At 65.2% G+C, this 19178-nt stretch carries 19 protein-coding genes; 6 read left to right on the top strand and 13 right to left on the bottom strand.

Going from position 1 to position 19178, the window contains the following annotated elements; genetic code table 11:
• Positions 1–2: 2 nt before the first annotated feature.
• Genes V6B08_RS09880 through V6B08_RS09870 form a run of 3 tightly spaced genes read left to right on the top strand, consistent with a single transcriptional unit; the run spans position 3 to position 2447 of the window.
• Complete coding sequence (locus V6B08_RS09880) at positions 3–284, top strand: hypothetical protein (protein WP_341980191.1); 282 nt, start codon at positions 3–5, stop codon at positions 282–284.
• Positions 285–294: 10 nt separating this feature from the next.
• Complete coding sequence (locus V6B08_RS09875) at positions 295–1650, top strand: TldD/PmbA family protein (protein ID WP_341980188.1); 1356 nt, start codon at positions 295–297, stop codon at positions 1648–1650.
• A gap of 2 nt (positions 1651–1652) precedes the next feature.
• Positions 1653–2447 carry an inositol monophosphatase family protein gene (locus tag V6B08_RS09870; protein WP_341980186.1) on the top strand — a complete coding sequence of 265 codons (795 nt, stop codon included), beginning with the start codon at positions 1653–1655 and terminating at the stop codon, positions 2445–2447.
• Here V6B08_RS09870 and V6B08_RS09865 read toward each other — a convergent pair.
• The 9 genes from V6B08_RS09865 to V6B08_RS09825 all read right to left on the bottom strand — a co-directional run bounded on the left by V6B08_RS09865 (position 2444) and on the right by V6B08_RS09825 (position 11751).
• Positions 2444–4519, bottom strand: coding sequence for a molybdopterin oxidoreductase family protein (locus V6B08_RS09865; protein ID WP_341980184.1), 2076 nt, complete (start codon positions 4517–4519; stop codon positions 2444–2446). The two genes, V6B08_RS09870 and V6B08_RS09865, sit on opposite strands and share 4 nt — an antisense overlap.
• A 9-nt stretch (positions 4520–4528) precedes the next feature.
• Positions 4529–5662, bottom strand: coding sequence for an NAD(P)/FAD-dependent oxidoreductase (locus V6B08_RS09860; RefSeq protein WP_341980182.1), 1134 nt, complete (start codon positions 5660–5662; stop codon positions 4529–4531).
• A 28-nt stretch (positions 5663–5690) separates the two neighbouring features.
• The gene (ppk2, locus tag V6B08_RS09855; protein WP_341980180.1) at positions 5691–6449 is read right to left on the bottom strand and encodes a polyphosphate kinase 2; all 759 of its coding nucleotides are present in this window, start codon (positions 6447–6449) and stop codon (positions 5691–5693) included.
• Between the two features lie 5 nt (positions 6450–6454).
• The gene (locus V6B08_RS09850; RefSeq protein WP_341980177.1) at positions 6455–7348 is read right to left on the bottom strand and encodes a pirin family protein; all 894 of its coding nucleotides are present in this window, start codon (positions 7346–7348) and stop codon (positions 6455–6457) included.
• 69 nt (positions 7349–7417) lie between these two features.
• A complete protein-coding gene (locus tag V6B08_RS09845) occupies positions 7418–7855 on the bottom strand; it encodes a carboxymuconolactone decarboxylase family protein (protein WP_341980175.1) in 438 nt (145 codons plus the stop codon).
• A gap of 87 nt (positions 7856–7942) precedes the next feature.
• Entirely contained in the window at positions 7943–9328 is a 1386-nt protein-coding gene (locus tag V6B08_RS09840) for a DHA2 family efflux MFS transporter permease subunit (protein WP_341980174.1), read from the bottom strand.
• A gap of 43 nt (positions 9329–9371) precedes the next feature.
• Entirely contained in the window at positions 9372–10604 is a 1233-nt protein-coding gene (locus V6B08_RS09835; RefSeq protein WP_341980172.1) for an MFS transporter, read from the bottom strand.
• Between the two features lie 46 nt (positions 10605–10650).
• Positions 10651–11238 (bottom strand): 2-hydroxychromene-2-carboxylate isomerase, encoded by a 588-nt coding sequence (locus V6B08_RS09830; protein WP_341980170.1) that lies wholly within the window; start codon positions 11236–11238, stop codon positions 10651–10653.
• 24 nt (positions 11239–11262) lie between these two features.
• Positions 11263–11751 (bottom strand): winged helix-turn-helix transcriptional regulator, encoded by a 489-nt coding sequence (locus V6B08_RS09825; RefSeq protein ID WP_341980168.1) that lies wholly within the window; start codon positions 11749–11751, stop codon positions 11263–11265.
• A 95-nt stretch (positions 11752–11846) separates the two neighbouring features.
• Here V6B08_RS09825 and V6B08_RS09820 point away from each other — a divergent pair, with 95 nt between their 5' ends.
• The 3 genes from V6B08_RS09820 (at position 11847) to V6B08_RS09810 (ending at position 15234) form a co-directional block, all read left to right on the top strand.
• On the top strand, positions 11847–12584 hold the full coding sequence (locus V6B08_RS09820) for an SDR family oxidoreductase (protein ID WP_341980166.1): 738 nt from the start codon (positions 11847–11849) through the stop codon (positions 12582–12584).
• Positions 12585–12874: 290 nt separating this feature from the next.
• Positions 12875–14332, top strand: coding sequence for a DEAD/DEAH box helicase (locus tag V6B08_RS09815; protein ID WP_341980164.1), 1458 nt, complete (start codon positions 12875–12877; stop codon positions 14330–14332).
• 89 nt (positions 14333–14421) lie between these two features.
• Complete coding sequence (locus V6B08_RS09810; protein ID WP_341980162.1) at positions 14422–15234, top strand: TrmH family RNA methyltransferase; 813 nt, start codon at positions 14422–14424, stop codon at positions 15232–15234.
• Here V6B08_RS09810 and V6B08_RS09805 read toward each other — a convergent pair.
• Genes V6B08_RS09805 through V6B08_RS09790 form a run of 4 tightly spaced genes read right to left on the bottom strand, consistent with a single transcriptional unit; the run spans position 15231 to position 19167 of the window.
• Positions 15231–16121, bottom strand: coding sequence for a class I SAM-dependent methyltransferase (locus V6B08_RS09805; protein ID WP_341980161.1), 891 nt, complete (start codon positions 16119–16121; stop codon positions 15231–15233). The two genes, V6B08_RS09810 and V6B08_RS09805, sit on opposite strands and share 4 nt — an antisense overlap.
• Before the next feature lie 51 nt (positions 16122–16172).
• Positions 16173–16964 carry an HpcH/HpaI aldolase family protein gene (locus V6B08_RS09800; protein ID WP_341980159.1) on the bottom strand — a complete coding sequence of 264 codons (792 nt, stop codon included), beginning with the start codon at positions 16962–16964 and terminating at the stop codon, positions 16173–16175.
• Entirely contained in the window at positions 16961–18316 is a 1356-nt protein-coding gene (locus V6B08_RS09795; RefSeq protein WP_341980156.1) for an MmgE/PrpD family protein, read from the bottom strand. The genes V6B08_RS09800 and V6B08_RS09795 overlap by 4 nt, the downstream gene beginning before the upstream one ends.
• A complete protein-coding gene (locus V6B08_RS09790) occupies positions 18316–19167 on the bottom strand; it encodes a TauD/TfdA dioxygenase family protein (protein WP_341980153.1) in 852 nt (283 codons plus the stop codon). Before V6B08_RS09790 ends, V6B08_RS09795 begins: the two co-directional genes overlap by 1 nt.
• Positions 19168–19178: the final 11 nt, after the last annotated feature.

Here is a 19178-nt window from a genome sequence, read left to right as displayed (position 1 = left end):
CCATGCCGCTGTTCAAGCTCCGCCGCGCGGATGAGCGCGACCTGCTGCCCTGGTGGCATCCTTGGGCACTGATGCGCGGCGCCTGGAACCTGGCCTTTTCCGCCGCGCTTGGCGCCGGCATCGGTTTCTTGAGCGTCGAATTCCTGGCCCAGATCCTGGCTCATTTCAGCAGCGAAGACTGGCGCTATTGGACCGACCAACTGCACTGGCTTGGCTGGGTTGTGGGTTGTTTTGTCGCCTTCGTCAGCTATATGGCTTATCGTATGGAAGACGCACCAGAGTAAGTGGATAATCATGACTGATTTCAATGCACGCGCTAATGAAGCCAAGTCCCTGCTGGGCGACCTGATCGCCGCTGCACGCAAGGCCGGCGCCGATGCCGCCGATGCCGTCTACCATGAAAGCCGCTCGCTTTCCGCCGGCGTCAGGCTGGGCCAGCCCGAGGATGTGGAAAGCTCGGAGAGCCGCGAGATCGGCCTGCGGGTGCTGATCGGCCAGCGCCAAGCCTGCGTCTCCACCACCGATTTCGGCAAGGACGCCGTGGCGGCCCTGATCGAGCGCGGCGTGGCGATGGCCAAACTGGCGCCGGAAGACAAATTCTGCGGCCTTGCCGATCCGTCCGAACTCGCCACCACCGCCGTTGACCTCGACCAGCTCGATGGCGTCGAACTCGACATGGCGCAGTTGCTGGAGCGCGCCAAGACCTGTGAGGCCGCCGCCCTTGCCGTCAGCGGCGTGACCAATTCCGAAGGCGCCTCGGCCTCGCGCAGCCTGGGCCTCACGGCCTATGCCGCCTCCAACGGCTTCAGCGGCGCCGGTTTCAGCGGCTCGCACAGCCTTTCAGCCGTCGCCATTGCCGGAAAGGATACCGGCATGGAGCGGGACTATGATTACAGCGCCGCGCTGCATTTCGCCGATCTTGCCGCGCCCGAAGTGATCGGCCGCTCAGCCGGCGAGCGCGCCGTGCGCCGGCTCAATCCGCGCAAGATCGAGAGCCAGGCCCTGCCGGTGGTCTACGACAACCGCGTTGCCAACAGCCTGATCGGCCATCTTTCCGGCGCCATCAATGGCGCGGCGGTGGCGCGCGGCACCTCTTTCCTGAAAGACAAGATGGGCGAAGAAATCTTCGCCCCCGGCCTTGATGTGATCGACGATCCGCTCAGGCCGCGCGGCTTCCGTTCGCGCTGGTTCGACATGGAGGGCGTGGCACGCCAGCGCCGCAAGCTGATCGACCAGGGCCGCCTCACCACCTGGCTGATGGATTGCGCCACGGCGCGGCAGCTTGGCCTCAAGAGCACCGGCCATGCCTCGCGCGGCACTTCCTCGCCGCCTTCGCCTGGCGCTACCAACCTCTACCTCGCCGCCGGCAAGCAAAGCGTCGAGGAATTGCTCGGCGGCATCGCGCGCGGGCTCTATGTGATCGAAATGATGGGTTCGTCGGTCAATCCGCTGACCGGTGATTACAGCCGTGGCGCCGCCGGCTTCCTGATCGAGAACGGCAAGCTGACCGATCCGGTTTCCGAGATCACCATTGCCGGCAATCTCAAGGAGATGTTCAAGCGCATCACTCCGGCCAGCGATCTGGTATTCCGCTATGGCACCGATGCCCCCACCGTGCTGGTGGAAGGCATGACCATCGCCGGGCGCTGATCATGCGCCATCTGGAAGACCGCCCGCTGCTGCTCGATGCCGTGCGCGAAGCCGGCGCGGTGGCGTTGAAGTATTTCCGCGATGGCGTGAAATCCTGGAACAAGCAGCCGAACGATCCGGTCTCGGAAGCCGATATCGCTATCGACAAGCTGCTGCGCGCGCGGCTGGTGGATACCCGGCCCGGCTATGGCTGGCTGTCAGAGGAAAGCGCCTCGGCGGCAGCGGTGGGCGATGCCGCCACCTGGGTGGTCGATCCGATCGACGGCACCCGCGCCTTCATTGCCGCCAAGCCGGAATTCGCCGTCAGTGTTGCGCTGATGGCGGAAGGCCAGCCGGTGCTGGCGGCGATCTTCAATCCTGCCACCGATGAATTCTTTGAGGCCGCCACCGGCGATGGCGCCAAGCTGAACGGCAAGACGATCCGCGCCTCCGGCCATGGGACGCTGGCGGAAGCCCGCCTGCTGGCCAGCCGCCGCACCTTCGACCGCCATGGCTGGCTCGCCCGCACCGGCAAGGCGGAGTTCGAGCACCGCAATTCCATCGCCTACCGCATGGCTTTGGTGGCAGCCGGCCGCTTCGATGCCGCGCTCTCTTTAAGCGAGAAGAGCGACTGGGATATCGCCGCCGCCGACCTGGTGGTGCGCGAGGCCGGGGGCCGCATCAGCACCGCCGATGGCGCACCCCTGCGCTACGACGCCCCGCGCCACCGCCATCCCAGCGTGATCGCCACCGGCCCATGGCTGCATGATGAATTGGTCGATCTGCTGAAAACGCGCAAGCGCGACGGCCACGACTAGGCGCTTTTGCGTATCCACACCGCCGTATCATGGAACGCGGCGCCGCCATTGGGCGGGGCGGCATCGGCGCCGACCAGCAGGTTGATGCCGATGCCTTCGATGAAGGTGTGGCTCGGCCAGATGCCTTCCACGATCACCACGCCGGGCTGCACGCCATCGAACAGCCGGACATGGATGGCGAGGTCGCCGCGCGCATTGCCGAGCCGCACCACATCGCCTTCGGCAACGCCGAGTGCAGCCGCATCCTGGCTGTGCAGCATCACACTGGGGCGACCCTCGCTTCTGGCCGAGGTCGGTGTTTCGGTGAAGCTGGAATTGAGGAAGTTGCGGGCCGGCGCCGTCACCATGCGGAACGGCGTCTCTGCTGTCGCTTCCTCGATCAGCGCCGCATGGTCCGGCAGTTTGGGCAGCTTATAGCCATCCGGCCCCATTGCCGACCAATCCGGCGCGAAGCGGAATTTGCCATCGGGATGGCCAAAGCCATCAAGGAAATGACTGCTGCGGAAATCCGGCTGGCAATCGATCCAGAATTCGCGCTCCAGCGTCTCGACATCGGACCAGCCGGAAGCCGTGAGCGTCCAATCAGCGATCTCGCGCGCTGTCATCTGGAAGCCGCGATGCTCGGCGCCAAGCCGCTTGGCCAATTCGCAGATCACGTAATGATTCTCGCGCGCCTCGCCCGGCGCCTCGACGATCTTCGGCCCAAGCAGGATATGCTGCTGGCCGCCGGCCTGGTAGATGTCGTCATGCTCGGTGAACATGGTGGCCGGCAGCACGATATCCGCCATCTTGGCGGTATTGGTCATGAACTGCTCATGCACGCAGGTGAACAGATCCTCGCGCGCGAAGCCCTTATGCACCTTGGCCAGTTCCGGCGCCACATCCACTGGATTGGTATTCTGGATCAGCAGCGCCGTCACCGGCGGGCCGTTTTTCAAGGCTTCCGCCTCGCCCACCAGCACCGGGCCGATGCGTGACTGATCCAGCATGCGGATCGCCGGATCGCGCAGGTCATGGCCTTCGATCAGCGACTTGTCCCAGTGGAAAATCGCGCCGTTATTGTGGAAGGCGCCACCGCCTTCGAGCTGCCAGGCCCCGGTGACAGCGGCAATGCTGGCCGCCGCATGCATGTTGGACGAGCCATTGCGGCTGCGCGAGAAACCATAGCCAAGCCGCAGGTAATGCCGCTTGCGTTCGCCCAGCAGATGCGCGAAAGCCTCGATCTCCGCGATGCTCAAGCCGGTGATCGCCGCCGCCCAGGCCGGGCCACGCGATTGCAGATGCGCTTCGAGTTCAGCCGGCACGTCGGTATAGCGCGCCAGGTAGTCACGATCCGCAAAGCCATCGCGGAACAGCACATGCATCACCGCGCAGGCGAGCGCGCCATCGGTGCCGGGCCGCAGCATCAGGTGCATGTCCGCCTGCTTGGCGGTGGCATTGCGGTAGGGATCGATCACCACGATCTTGGCGCCGCGCTCCTTGCGTGCCCGCACCGCATGGGTCATCACGTTGACTTGCGTGTGCACCGCATTGGTGCCCCAGATTACCACGCAGTCGCTTTTCGCCATCTCGCGCGGATCGGGGCCGCGCAGATTGCCGGTGCCGGCGATATAGCCGCTCCAGGCCAGCGTGACGCAGATGGTGGAATGGAAACCGGAATAGCGCTTGGCATGGCGCAGGCGATGGATACCGTCGCGCTGCACCAGCCCCATGGTGCCGGCATAGTAATAGGGCCACACGGTTTCGCTGCCGAATTTGCGCTCGGCGGCCAGGAAGGCCTCCGCTGTGCGGTCCAGCGCTTCGGCCCAGGAAATTTCGGTGAACTGGTTCGAACCCTTCGGCCCGGTGCGGCGCAGCGGTTTCAACAAGCGGTCCGGGTGCTGCGCCCGCTCGGCATAGCGCGCCACCTTGGCGCAGATCACGCCGGCGGTGTAGCTGTTGGCCTCGGCGCCGCGCACGCGGCCAATGCGGAACTGATCCAGCTTCTCGATTTCCAGCGCACAGGTCGAGGGGCAGTCATGCGGGCAGGCGCTGCGCGCAATAATCGGCTTGGCTGGCGAGAGGGCATTCATTGGGGCAAGTTACCTCAGGCGGCTAGGTCCGATATCCGCCGCTGAAAGACCGAGGGCCTGGATATCGCTGGGCAGAGCTTGACCCAAGGCGAGCGCCCCGGCAACCCGGCTCATGGCGCCGGAAGTCTGAATCCCGTAGCCACCCTGCCCGGCCAGCCAGAAAAAGCCGGGCGCTGCGGGATCGAAACCAGCCACGATAGTCCGGTCGGCCACAAAGCTGCGCAGCCCCGCCCATTTTGCCGCCACCCGCCGCACGGTCAGGCTGGTCAGGGTTTCGAAACGGTCAATGGCAATCGCCACATCCATCTCGTCCGGCTGGGCATCACAGGGCTCGGACGGCGTCTCGTCCGCCGGGCTGATCAGCAGCCGGCCGGCATCGGGCTTGAAGTAGATGTCCTCGTCGGCATCGATCACCATCGGCCAATGCTGGAAGTCGGTTCCCGCCGGCATGTCGGCGGTGAGCGCCGTGCGCCGCATCGGTTCCAGGCCGATCGGCTTGATACCCGCCAGCGCGGCAACCGCATCGCACCAGGCACCGGCGGCATTGATCACCACGGCGGCGCGGAAGCTGCCCTGTGTGGTCTCGACCAGCCAATCGCCGCCCGCCCGGCCAATACCAGTGACGCCGGCATCACTGAGGATGCGCGCACCAGCCGCCGCCGCACCACGCAGGAAGCCGCGATGCAGGGCATGCACATCGATATCCATGGCATGCGGCTCGGCCACTGCGCCACCGGCCACAATCTCGGGCCGCAGCACCGGCACCTGGGCCAATACGGCGGCGGCATCCAGCCGCTGCACCGAGGGCACCAGGCGGCGCATCTCCGCATAGGCGGCATCAAGCTGGGCGGCCTTGTCCGCCCCACCAACCTGCAGCACGCCGCGCGGGGTGAGGATCGGCGTATCGCTGAAGCCCCGAGGCGGCTGCATCAGGAAATCGCGGCTCGCCACCGTCAACGCCCGGATCGGCCCATTGCCATAGGTTTCGGAAAACAATGCCGCCGAACGCCCGGTGGTGTGATAGCCGGGTTGGCTTTCGCGCTCGAGCAGGATGACGCGGCGCTGCGGCGCCAGGGCATAGGCAGCGCCGGCACCGGCCATGCCGCCGCCGATGATGACGATATCGGCTGCTTCGCTGCTCATGCCATCCTCGCCGCTTGCAATGGCTCCCCTAGGATTGGAGCCGTCCCTGCTTCAAATAGCGCGGCGCAAAGGTAAAAACGAGCTTCGCATCCGGCTCCAGGTGCTTTCCTTTCCCCGGATAATCCCAACACGAAAGAATGTGTCGGATCAGTGCCAACCGGGCCTGTTTCTTGCGGTCGGCGGCAATGATGTACCAGGGCGCGTGGCGGCTGCTGGTCTTGAGCAACATGGCATCGCGCGCCTTGGTGTAAGCGTCGTAACGCCGCAAAGCCACGTCGTCGATCGGGCTGGTTTTCCATTGCGCCAGCGGATCCTGACGCCGTTCGGCCAGCCGCTGCTTTTGCTCGGCCCTGGAAATATCGAGATAGTATTTGCTCAAGTGGATGCCGCCGCGCAGCAGCAGCTTCTCGAATTCCGGCACGCTGGCGAGAAATTCCTTGTATTCGGCCTTTGAGCAAAAACCCATGACATGCTCGACGCCGGCGCGGTTATACCAGGAGCGATTGAACAGCACGAATTCGCCGGCCGCCGGCAGATGCGATACCCAGCGCTGGAAATACCAGCTTGCCTCGTCGCGCTGGCTTGGCTTGGCCAAAGCCACCACGCGGGTCTCGCGCGGACTCATGTGCTCCACCAGGCGCTTGATGCTGCCATCCTTGCCGGCGGCATCGCGGCCCTCCAGCAGGATCAACACTTTCTCGCCACGCGCAATCAGATGGTGCTGCAGCTTCACCAGTTCGATCTGCAGCCGGCGCAGTTCGTCCTCGTAGCTGCCGTTGCCCTGCATGGCGCTCAGCCCGGCGGCAGTGGAATGAACTCAGTTTCGCCTGGCACTTTGGCGAAGCGGCCTTCGCGCCAATCCGCCTTGGCCTGCTCGATCCGCTCCTTCGAACTGGACACGAAATTCCACCACATGAAGCGCGGCGCATCCAGCGGCGCACCGCCCAGCAGCATCAGGCGGCAAGGCGTCGGCGCCTCGATCACCACATCGCCGCCCTCGCGCAACACCGCCATGCTGCCCTCCGCGAAGGCCTGACCGCCAATCACCGCGCCGCCAATCGACATATGCACAGCGCGCTCGGCGTATTCCGGCCGCAGCACGAAACGCGCTCCAGCCGCAAGCTGCAGGTCGATATAGAACATCGGCGACAGGCATTGCGCTGGCGAGGTCACGCCGTCATAGCTGCCGGCGATCAGGCGCCAGGTGACGCCCGGCGCGCTGCGTTCCGGCAGGCTCGCCGCCGGATGATGCTGGAAACTCGGATCCACCTCCTCGGCTTCCAGCGGCAAAGCCACCCAGGCCTGCACGCCATGCAGCGACTGGCCGCTGGAGCGCAATTCGGCGCGGGTACGCTCGGAATGCGCGATACCGGAACCGGCGGTCATCCAGTTCACGTCGCCGGGCCGGATCGGCTGGTGATAGCCGAGCGAATCGCGATGCATGATCTCGCCTTCGAACAGGTAGGTGACGGTCGCCAACCCGATATGCGGATGCGGCCGCACATCCAGGCCGTGGCCGGGCTCGAACCGCGCCGGCCCCATATGGTCGAGAAAGACGAAGGGGCCGATATGGCGCCGCTTCATATAGGGCAGCACGCGGCGCACCATGAAGCCGTCGCCAAGATCCTGGCTGCGCGGCTGGATCTGCATCTCAACAACGGTATTGGCTTCCGATGCGTCACTCATGGCGGGGCTCCCTGCTGGCTACCTCCCGGGTATCCCAGGTGTCCCGCCCGGTCAAGGCCGAAGCATTCCTCAGGCAGGACCTTGGCCAAACGCGATGGCGGTGCGGTTGAGCGCATTCATCAGGCCGATGGCATAGACCAGATCAATGATCTCGGCCCGGCTGAATTGCCGCTCCAGGTCGGCATAGAGTGCCGGATCGGGCCAGCCATCGGCACAAAGCGTAACTGCCTCGGCCCAGGCCAGAGCGGCGGCTTCGCGGCCATCGAACCAGGCGGTTTCGCGCCAATGCATCAAGGTCGCCAGCTTGCGGTTGTCGACGCCGGCCTTGAGCAGGGCCGTGGTGTGCATATCGATGCAGTAGGTGCAGCCATTGATCTGCGAAACACGCAGATAGACCAGTTCGACCAGGGTCTTGCCAAGGCTGGACGCCTCCAGCGTCTTGTGGACTGCCATCAGCGGGCTGCGATGATCGGCGGGAACTTCGGAAAACGCGATACGGGGTTGCATGACACAAGCTCTCCAAACAAGGGTCTCCAAGGGGAGTAACGCCCTTAAAGACGGCCCTGCCCACCCGGCTGTGACAGCATTGGGGAATTATTTCGGCGGCGGCAGCCTGTGACCGCTCAATTCCTCGCCGGCATTTTTCGGCAGCGGCCGCAGCAGCAGCACCGAACACATGGCAGCGAGGCCGACGGCAACAAAGGCCGGGGTGAAATCGCCCGGCACCAGGGCACGGTCGCCGGCCAGCGTGGCGGTAATATGCAGCACCATGGCGCCGACCGCGACGCCGGCACTGAGTGTAACCTGCTGCGCCATGGCGTAGAAGCTGGTGGCCGCACTCATCCGCTCAGGCGGTATATCGGCATAGACAATGGTGTTCATGGCGGTGAATTGCAGCGAGCGGAAAAAGCCGCCGACCAGCAACAGCCCGAGGATCACCCAGGCCGGCCAGTCCGGCCGGAAGAAGCCGAGGATAGCGATGAAGCTGCCGCTGATCACGGCATTGGCCAGCAACACGCGGCGGAAGCCGAAGCGGCGCAGAATCGGCGCGGCGGTGGTTTTCATCGCCAATGCGCCGACGGCGCTGGCGAAGGTGAGCATGCCAGACTGGAAGGCCGAGAGGCCGAAGCCGACCTGCAGCATCAGCGGCAGCAGGAAGGGTATGGCGCCGACGCCGATGCGGAACAACGTGCCGGCGGTGACGCTGACGCGGAAGGTCTGCACCTGCAGCAGCCGGAAATCCAGCACCGGATATTCGGTGCGGCGGGCATGGCGCAAGTAAAGCCACAGGCCGATGGCGCCACCCACCATCAACCCTGATGAAATCCAGGCCGGCATCAGGTCACGGCCAATGGTCTCGAAGCCGAAGACCAGGCCGAGCAGGCTGAGGCTCGAAAGCAGGAAGCCGCTGTAATCCAGCGGCGGCACCGAGGCGGCGCGGGTATTCGGGATATAGATGCTGACCAGGATGACACCGATAATGCCGATCGGCACATTGATCCAGAAGATCCAGCGCCAGGAGAGGTAGGTGGTGAGGAAACCGCCGAGCGGCGGCCCTATCACTGGCCCAAGCAACGCCGGCAGCATCAGGAAAGCCATGGCGCGCACCAGTTCGGACTTGCTGGTGGAGCGGATCACCAGCAGGCGGCCTACCGGCGCCATCATGGCGCCGCCCATGCCCTGCAGCACGCGGGCACCGACCAACTCCCAGAAGGATTCGCTGATGCCGCAAAGGATCGAACCGAAGGTGAAGACGATGATGGCGGCGCGGAATACCGTGCGGGTGCCGAAGCGGTCGGCCATCCAGCCGCTGATCGGGATAAAGACGGCGAGCGCGAAAAGATAGGAGGTGATCGCCAGGTTGAGCTTCAGCGGACTCTCGCCGAAGGCATGGGCGATGGCGGGCAGCGACGTGGCCAGCACCGTGGAGTCGAGATTCTCCATGAACAGCGCACAGGCGACGATGAGCGGGATAAGCATAGGGGAACTCGGTTGACCCCTGACGGGGCCCCAGGGGCGGGACTCAGGGGCGGGTACGCCCCAGGGTAAGCAGGACCAGCGGCGACAGCAAGCCGATGGCAGCCAGGGATGTGAAGGCAATGCCCCAGGCCATCGGTTCCCTGGCTCCCCCTAAGCCATCCAGGGTGAGGCCGAATACAACCGGCCCGAGGAAGGCGCCAAGGAACCCGAGCGTGGAATGCACTGCCATGGTGGCACCCCGGCGCTCCGGCTCTGCAGCCGCCACCGCCCCGGCGGTCAGCGCCCCGGAATCGGCCATGATCATGAATTTGTAGACCACCAACGCACTGCCCAGCAGCCAGGCCGGCCAGGCACCGGACCAGCCGACCAGGGCGGCGAGGCAGGCGGTGACAATGGCCACACCGACAATGGCGCGCACGCGGCCGACCCGCAGCGCCAGTTCATTGCCCAGGATACTGCCCGGCACGCCGACCAACACCACGATCATCGCGACAGTGGAGGGCCGCCACAACGCATCGGCACCTGCCGCTTCGCGTGCCGCCAGGAAGGCGACGATCCAGGAGCGCACGGTGAACAATTCCCAGCAATGCAGCGTGTAGCCGAGCACATAGCGCATGGCATTGCCATTGGCGAAGACGGGCCGGAAATCCAGCACGCGGCGCAGCGGCACCGGAACCAGCGGGCGTTGCTCAAGCGGACGCCGCGGCAGGCCGAACAGCACCAGCAGCAGGCCCAGCGCGGCCAACAGGCCGGCAGCGGCGAAAGCCACCGGCCAGGGGAACAATTCGCCTAGTTCGCCGGCCACCAGGAAGGAGCCGGCGCTGCCGATGCCGAAGGTGGAGGTGTAGAAGGCCACAGAGCGCGACTGCATCGGGCCCTGCACATGATCGGTGAGCAGCACCAAGCCGGGCATATAGGTGCCGGCCAAAGCCGCACCGGCAATGAAGCGCAGCAAGGCGGCGCTGACAAAGCCCTCGGCTAGAAGCGCGAAGCCGAGATTGCCCACCACCGCCAGCACCAGGCCCACCAGCATTACCTGGCGCGGGTCGCTGCGATCGGTGAAGGCGACCAGGAACGGCACCGCCAGGGTGTAGCCGGCGAAATACAGGCCGTTGATCCAGCCGGCCTCCGCCGCGCTCAACTGCCAGGCGGCGCTTAAATGAGGCTGCAAGGCGGGAAAGGCCGAGAAGCCGGCCATGCTCAGCACCTCGGCGATGCAGAGCGTCCAGAGCAGGCGTTGGCTGGAAGGCTTCCCGGCGGGCTTTGACTCGGTCATTACCCGCTATCGGAAAACTTTAACGCCCCCACGTCAAGCCGCCGCGTCAAGCTGCCGCCAGCTCCTCGGCAACGAAATCCAGCCGGTCCTGGCCGAAGAACATCGCCTCGCCGACGAAGAAAACCGGGGCGCCGAACACGCCGCGCGCCACCGCCGCCTCGGTCTCGGATTTAAGCTGCTGCTTCACCGCCTCGTCATTCGCTGCGCTCAGCAAGGCCTGCGGATCGAAGCCGGCCTTGTGCAGCACGCCGCCGATCACCTGGGGGTCATTGAGATTCAGGCCATCCACCCACATCGCCTTGAAGATGGCGTCGCTATAGGGCAGCAGGCGGCCCTCGCGCTGCATCGCCACGGCGCCGCGCATCAGCAGCAGGGTGTTGATCGGGAAATGCGTATTCATCTTGAAGGGCACGCCATAGCGTTTGGCGAAACGCTGCAGGTCCTGGAACATCCATAGGCCCTTGGCCGGCACTTCCACCGGCGAGCGGTTGCCGGTGGCCTTGTGCACGCCGCCAAGCAGGATCGGCTTCCACAGGATCTCGGCATTGTACTTGGCCGCCAGCACCGGCAATTGCGTATAGGCGAGATAGCAGGTCGGGCTGCCATAATCGAACAGGAATTCCACTTGCTTCATGTTTCCCTCCCTCATTTTTTCGTTCTACGAAGCTGGCGGCAGATGCCTGAGCTGCTGGCTGCGCGGCAGGCCGGGCCCCGGCTCGACTTCCACCTGGCGCGGATCCAGCGGCTCGTTGCATTCGGAGCAGATCATCACCGCATCGAAATGATGCTGGCAGGCCTTGTGCCGATGCAGCACAGGGCGCCCACGGGTACCGGCACGGTGCTTGTTGCCCCAGGCCACCAGCCCCATGATCACCGGATAGAGGTCGCGGCCGGCTTCCGTCAGCCGGTATTCAAACCGCTCCGGGCGCTGCTGATAGGCAACACGCTTCAGCACACCCTCCTCCACTAGACCCTTCAGACGATCCGCCAGCACATGCCGGGTGATGGCGAGGCGCGCATGGAAATCATCGAAGCGGCGCACGCCGAGGAAGCAGTCGCGCAGCACCAGCAGGCTCCAGCGGTCGCCCACCACCGCCACGCAGCGCGCCACCGAACAGGCTTCGCGATCCAGTTCCTGCCACCGCATGACCTTGCCGCAATGCTCCCATGCAAAGATTAAGTTCCCTTTTAGAACTTACAATGCAATGATGCTTGAGAGAAGCGGAAACTGGAGGAAGCGATATGAACAAACTCGGCAGCGGCAAGGCCGCCCTGGTGATCGGTGCTGGCGACGCCACCGGCGGTGCCATTGCGCGGCGCTTTGCCCGCGAGGGCTACACCGCCTGCGTCACCCGCCGCGAGGCCGCGAAACTCGAAGCCCTGGTGCAGCGCATCACCGCCGATGGCGGCAAGGTCCGCGCCTTCGGCTCCGATGCCCGCGAGGAAGACCAGGTGATGGCGTTGTTCGAAACCATCGAGCGCGAAGTCGGGCCGCTGGAAGTCGTCGTCTTCAATATCGGTGCCAATGTGCGCTTCCCGATCCGCGACATGACGTCCCGCGTCTACCGCAAGGTGTGGGAAATGGGCGCCTTCGCCGGTTTCCTGGCCGGGCGCGAGGCGGCGAAACACATGGTGCCGCGCGGCAAAGGCAGCATCCTGTTCACCGGCGCCACCGCCTCGCTGCGTGGCGGCGCCGGCTTTGCCGCCTTCGCCGGCGCCAAGCATGCGCTGCGCGCCCTGGCGCAGAGCATGGCGCGCGAATTGGGGCCGCAGGGCATCCATGTCGGCCATGTGGTGATCGATGGCGCCATCGACACCAAGTTCATCCAGGACATGTTTCCCGAACGCTATGCGCTGAAAGACAAGGACGGCATCCTCGATCCCGATGCCATTGCCGAAGTCTACTGGCAAATGCACAGCCAGCCGCGCAGCGCCTGGACCTTCGAAACCGACCTGCGCCCCTGGATGGAACCCTGGTGATTACGCTGCCCGATCTTTTTGCCGCGGTGCAAAAAGGTTAACTTGACTATTGCGGCCGAAGCTGTCATATCAGCGCCGTCGCTTGAGGGTTCCGCCCCGCGACTATCGGCGCCACTGGCCGCGTGAACGATCCCTGACCAGGCTTTCAGCCCAGGATCATCCTGCCGGGTGCCCTTCATCTCCATCTTACGACCCAGGTCACGCGGGGCGTTTTCACCCCCCGCTTTCCGCCTGTCGCGGAAAAGCGACGCCATGCGCCTATGCGCCTGGCTAGTTCAAAGGATTCCGTTTTGACCAGTTTCAATGACCTTGGCCTCGCCGCGCCGCTGTTGCAGGCGCTCGCCACCGGCCCCTACCAGACCCCGACCCCGATCCAGGCCCAGGCCATCCCGCATGTGATGCAGGGCCGCGACCTGCTCGGCATTGCCCAGACCGGCACCGGCAAGACCGCCGCCTTCGCGCTGCCGATCCTGCACCGCCTGATGCAGCCCGGCCCCGATGGCCGCCGCCCCAAGGCGCAGCCGAAATCCTGCCGCGTGCTGGTGCTGAGCCCGACCCGCGAACTGGCCAGCCAGATCGCCGAGCGTTTCCGCTTCTACGGCCACAAGATGGGCGTCAGCGTCGCCATCGTGTTCGGCGGCGTTTCCGCCGGCCCGCAGATCAAGCAGCTTGGCCAGGGAGTCGACGTGCTCGTCGCCACGCCGGGCCGCCTGCTCGACCATACGGGCAGCCGCAACCTGCGCCTCGACCTCACCGAGATCGTGGTGCTGGACGAAGCCGACCAGATGTTCGACATGGGCTTCATTCAGCCGATCCGCAAGATCGTCGGCCAGTTGCCGGCCAAGCGCCAGAGCCTGTTCTTCTCCGCCACCATGCCGGACGATATCGCCAAGCTGGCGCATAACTTCCTCAGCGATCCGGTGCGCGTGGCCGTAACGCCGGTAGCCGCCACCGCCGACCGCGTTGAGCAGCGCGTGATCCATATCGAGGGCCCGGCCAAGCGCGCCATCCTCAGCGAATTGCTGAAAGATGACTCGATCTACCGCACGCTGATCTTCACCCGCACCAAGCGCGGCGCCGACCGCGTGGCCAAGCATCTGGAAGTCAGCGGCGTCGAAGCGGCTGCCATCCATGGCAACAAGTCGCAGGGCCAGCGCGAACGCGCATTGGCCGGCTTCCGCGAAGGCAAGGTGCGCGCCCTGGTCGCCACCGATATCGCGGCGCGCGGCATCGACATTCCGGAAGTGACCCACGTCATCAACTACGAATTGCCGAATATCCCGGAATCCTATGTCCATCGCATCGGCCGCACCGCGCGCGCCGGCCGCGCCGGCATCGCGATCTCGCTGTGCGATCATGAGGAACGCGCCTACCTGCGCGATATCGAGCGGCTGATCCGCCAGAAGATTCCGGCCGAGGACCGCACCGGCACCATCAAGGTGGCTGCCGAGGCCGAAGCGCCGCGCGGCCCCCGCCCACAGCATGGCCGTGGCGGCCAGCATTCCGGCCGGCCCCAGAGCCAGGGCCGCCCGCAAGGCCAGGCACGTCCGCAAGGCCAGCGCCATGACGGGCAACGGCATGAGGGCCAGCGTGCCGATGGCCAGCGGGCACATCAGGGCCAGGGTCAAGGGCAGCGCCCGAAGCAGGCTGCCGGCCAGGGCCAGCGTACCGGCCAGGGCCGCAATCAGGGTGGCCAGCGCAGCGGCGGCAACCAACATTCCGGACAGCGTTCGGGTCAGCGCGCTTAACGCGCCACTCCAATCACGTTCGAGGAAAAGCCCAGGTTCGCCCTGGGCTTTTTCTTGCCCGCCGCCCGCCGCCTTGCTAAGCAACAGTCATGTCAGAAGCCAATAGCGTGAAAATCGTCACCAGCGCCGCCAATGCGACGATCAAGCTGGTGCGCGCGCTGGATGACAAGAAACAGCGGCGCGAAAGCGGCCTCTATGTCGCGGAAGGTTTGCGTACGGCGCTCACCGCCGAGGAACAGGGCGTCTATCCAGAAACCCTGATCTTCAGTGCCGAACTGAAGGACCATCCCAAACTCAAGGAATATCTCGGTCGCTGCCTGAAGCGCGGCATCGAATGCATCGAGGCCGGCCGCCAGGCGATGGAAAAGATTGCCCGGCGCGACAATCCCCAAGGGGTGATCGGCATCTACCGCATTGGCTGGCAGAAGCTGGAGGATTTGGCACCCAAACCGCAATCCTGCCTGATCGCTTTGCAGATGATCCGCGATCCCGGCAATCTCGGCACCATCATGCGCACCGCCGATGCCGTTGGCGCCGAGGGCATCGTGCTGATCGACGAGTGCTGCGATCCGTTTTCCATCGAGGCGGTGCGCGCCTCGATGGGTTCGATCTTCGCCGTGAAGCTGGCCCGCGCCCGTTTCGCCGATTTCGATGCTTGGCGACGCAAGCAGGGCGCCATGCTGGTCGGCACCTCGCTGCGGGCCTCGGAAGACTACCGCAAGGTCGACTACAAGGGCCCGGTCTGCCTGTTGATGGGCAACGAACAGGCCGGCCTGCCGGCGGAATACGAAGATGCCTGCGACGCCCGTGTGCGCATCCCTATGCGCGGCAGCGCGGATTCGCTCAACGTGGCGGTGGCTACCGCCATCGTGCTCTACGAAATCAATAGAAAGAGCCTTTAGGGCGTCCAGCGCGCATGCAGCGCGGTGGAAACCAGCCGGTTGCCGGATTCCTCGCGCAGCGCGATCTCGCCGCATTCGATGCGGCCCTTGCCGATATGCTCCTCGAGCAGCGCATGCAGCGAAAACGGCGAGAGCCGCGCGGCATAGGCCGTGAGGATGACGAAAAGCGGCTTATCCGAAAGCACCGCGCGGCATTCGCTCAGCAGCAGCGGCAGATGCTCGAACACTTTCCAGATTTCGCCCTTGGGGCCACGGCCGAATTTCGGCGGGTCCAAGATAATGCCTTCGTAATGGCTGCCGCGCCGTGCCTCTCGGGCGATGAACTTGCGTGCGTCATCCAGGATCCAGCGGATCGGCGCCTGGCCCAGGCCGGCTAGCTCCTGATTCTCGCGGGCGTAAGTGATCGCCTTCTTCGAGGCATCGACATGGGTGACTTTCGCCCCGGCACGCGCCGCGATCAGCGAGATCACGCCGGTATAGCCGAAGAGATTGAGTACGCGCGGCGCATTGCCAGCTTTGGTGACGCAATCGGCCACCCAATCCCATTGCGTCATCTGCTCCGGGAAGAAGCCGAGATGGCGGAACGGCGTGAAGCGGCCATAGAAGCGCAGGTCGCGGTAGCTGACCGGCCAGGTTTCCGGCAATTCGCGGCGGAAACGCCAGTTGCCGGCATCCTCCTCGCTTTTCTCGTTCGGCCCGAAACTGGCATCGGCGCGATCCCATTCTGCCTCCGGCAGCTTCGGCGACCACATCGCCTGCGGCTCCGGGCGGATGACGCGGACACGGCCAAGCTGCTCCAGCCGGCGGCCATGGCCGCTATCCAGCAGGCGGTAATCCTGCCAGCCATCGGCAATCAGCGTGGTGGGAATGGGGTCGGGCAGCGGCAAGGGCGGTCTCCGGGATCGGTCCGCCCTGTCTATCAAGCCCCCCCTTATCTATCAAGCAGGCGGCACTGGCCGCAGGCTGCCGGCCAGGTCGCCGATGCGCCGGCAGGCAGCGGCGAACACCACCACATCGGCGCTGAAGCTCAGCATCGCCACACCGAGGCCGAGCAATTGCCGGGCGTAATCGGCATCGACGGAACTGCCCATAGTGGTCAGCACATGCTTGCCATGGCGCCGGGCGGCGGCCAGCAGCCGGTCCAAGGCCGCGCGCAGCACGGGGTGGCGGAAATCGGTGCCATCCAGCCCCAGAGAGGCAGCGAGGTCGAAGGGGCCGAGAAACAATACATCGGCGCCATCGACGGCGCAGATTTCCTCGGCCTGTTCCAGCCCGGCACGATCCTCGATCAGCGGCACGACGAGCGCCCGCTGGTTCTGCTCGCGCTGATAGGCAGCCCAGTCGCGCGGCAGATAGCCGGCGGCGCGCACAGCGGGACAGGCGCCGCGCATGCCTTCCGGTGCATAGCGCGCGGCCTGCACGGCGGCCCGCGTGCGCTCAGCTGTCGCCATCGGCAGCACAATGCCATCGGCACCAAGATCGAGCACGCGGCCGATCAGGCCCGGATCGAGATCCGGTACGCGCACCAAGGGCGACAGGCCACCGGCATCGGCGGCGCGCAGCAGATGCGCCACGGTTTCGAGCCCTGTCGGGCAATGCTCCATGTCGATGGTGACAAAATCGAGACCACCGGCCGCCATGATCTCGATCAGCACCGGGCTGGCGGAAAAGCAGGCCATGCCGGTGAGCGGCGCATCAGGCCGCAGCTTGTCGCGCAGATGCAGCCTCATGCCGCCCGCCTTTCCTGAGTCAAAGAGGTAAGGAAATCCCGCATGTCGTCGCAGGCCTCGACAGCAATACACGCGGCTTCGAGAAGCTTCGCCCGCTGCCCGCCCAATGCAGCCGAGGCCACTGCGCGAAACCGCGCCATCACCTGCGCCGGACCAAATACCGGAATATCATCAACAGCCGCTTCGAGGGACCGACCATCATCCAGCGTGACCGCCACATGCGCCGACTGGCGAGCGGGAAAGGCCGCCGTCATCGCCGCATCCTCATGCAGCGTCATCACACGGCACAGCCGCTGGATCGCCGCATCATCCAGCGCCAGGTAATTGGCGTCAGTCAGTTCGCCACGCGCCAGCACGGCGGCGACACTATGCTTCAGGCTCATGCGCGCCGCCTGGATATCGGCCAGCGGCCCCGGATTGTCGCAGCCGGGAAAGCGCAAGGCGGTGTGGAAGCTGGTGACGGCCACGGCCCGGATACGCGCAGGCTCAAGGGCATGTGCCGTGACCAGCTTCAGCGCCGCATAGGCCGCCGCTTGCACGAAAACACAGGCCGGCACCGGCTTGAACTCGATAACCTCCAATTCCCAGGCCGGTTCCTGGTGGGCAAGCAATGCTTCTGCCCGCTCGCGGCCGCCGAAGGCCATCAGCAGGCCGCCCTCGCCTTCGAGGATGGCTTCGGAAGCCGTGCAGCCGGCTTCCGCCAGCAGGGCGCCATGCACCACGGCGCGCGCTGCCTGGCCAGCATGGTAGATCAGGTCCAGCCCGCCGCTATGGGCCCATTGCATCAGGCCGCCGGCGGCATTGGCCGCCAGCGCCACGGCATGAATGGCACGCTCGGTATCCAATTTCAGCAGATGCGCGGCGGCAATGGCGCCGCCCACGGTGCCGATCACCGGCGTGGTGCGGAAACGCTTGCGGAAAGCATCATCGACCATGACGCGGCCAAGCCGCCCCATCGCCTGATAGCCGGCAAAAGCCGCATCCAGTAGATCGGCGCCGCTGGCCCGGCGCTGTGCCGCCAGCGCCAGTAGCACCGGGAACAGCACGGCGCCGGGATGCGAATTGGTTGGCGGATGCGTGTCAGTGCGCGAGGAAGACGACGCCAGCACCGCATTGGCGAAAGCTGCTTCCGCCGGCGCCAGGGCAAGCCCCTGCCCCAGCACCGGGCTGCCATTGCTGACTGGCCATCTGGCCAGAGCCGTGAGCGTCTGCTTTGCCCAAGGCATGGCAGCACCGGCTAGCACGCAGCCGATATGATCGGCGAGGCAAAGCTTCAGTTTGTCCGGCAGCGCCGGGTCATGACGCGCCGAGATCGCCAGCGATTGCGCGACGAACCGGCGCGTCAGCGACATCAGGCGGCGTTGCTCTGCACGATATACCCCGAGGGCTCACCCAACAGAGTGGTGCGGTAGAGCTTGCGCGGCACGTTGATATCGTAATCGTCCAGCGCCAGATGCATGGCGCAGCGATTGTCCCAGGCGATCATGTCATGCACCTGCCAGCGATGGCGGTAGGTGAATTCCGGCCGCACCGAATGGCGGAACAGGTATTCCAGGATCGGCCGCGCCTCTTCGTCGCTCATGCCGACAATGCCGGTGGTGGTCATTTCGCTGACATAGATCGCCTTGCGGCCGGTTTCCGGATGCACCCGCACCACCGGCTGCGCCACTGGCGGATTGCGCTTGCGCACTTCCGAAAGGTCGCGGCCCTGGGAGGCCTTGGCCACCGTCATGTCATGAATGCCCCAGAGATCATCGATGATCTCCTTCATCTTCTCCGAAAGCGTTTCATAGGCGAGATACATGTTGGCGAACATGGTGTCGCCGCCCACCGGCGGGATCACCTCGCAACGCAGCAGCGAGGCACGTGCCGGGCGCAAGGTGGTGGAAAGATCGGAATGCCACTGGCGGCCCACCGGCTGCTTACGGCCATCGATCTCCTGGTTCGTCACCGGCAGGATCTCGTGATACTGCGGGTCGCGGAATTTCGGGATCGCATCGTGATCATCCAGGTCGCCAAAGCGGCGGCTGAACTCGATATGCTGCTCATGGGTCAATTGCTGGCCACGGAACAGCAGGATCAGATGGTCGCGCCAGGCCTGCTTGATCGCTTCCATGTCGGCGTTGCTCACCGGACGGGTGAGGTCAACGCCGGAAATTTCCGCGCCGATGCCGGCTGCCAGCCGCTTGATTTCGATTGCCATGTTCCTCTCCC

The organism is Ferrovibrio sp. MS7, from assembly GCF_038404985.1.
In the GTDB taxonomy this organism is placed as follows: domain Bacteria; phylum Pseudomonadota; class Alphaproteobacteria; order Ferrovibrionales; family Ferrovibrionaceae; genus Ferrovibrio; species Ferrovibrio plantarum.
The sequence above is the reverse complement of the archived record's forward strand: the minus strand, read 5'-3'. Positions and strand labels throughout refer to the sequence as shown.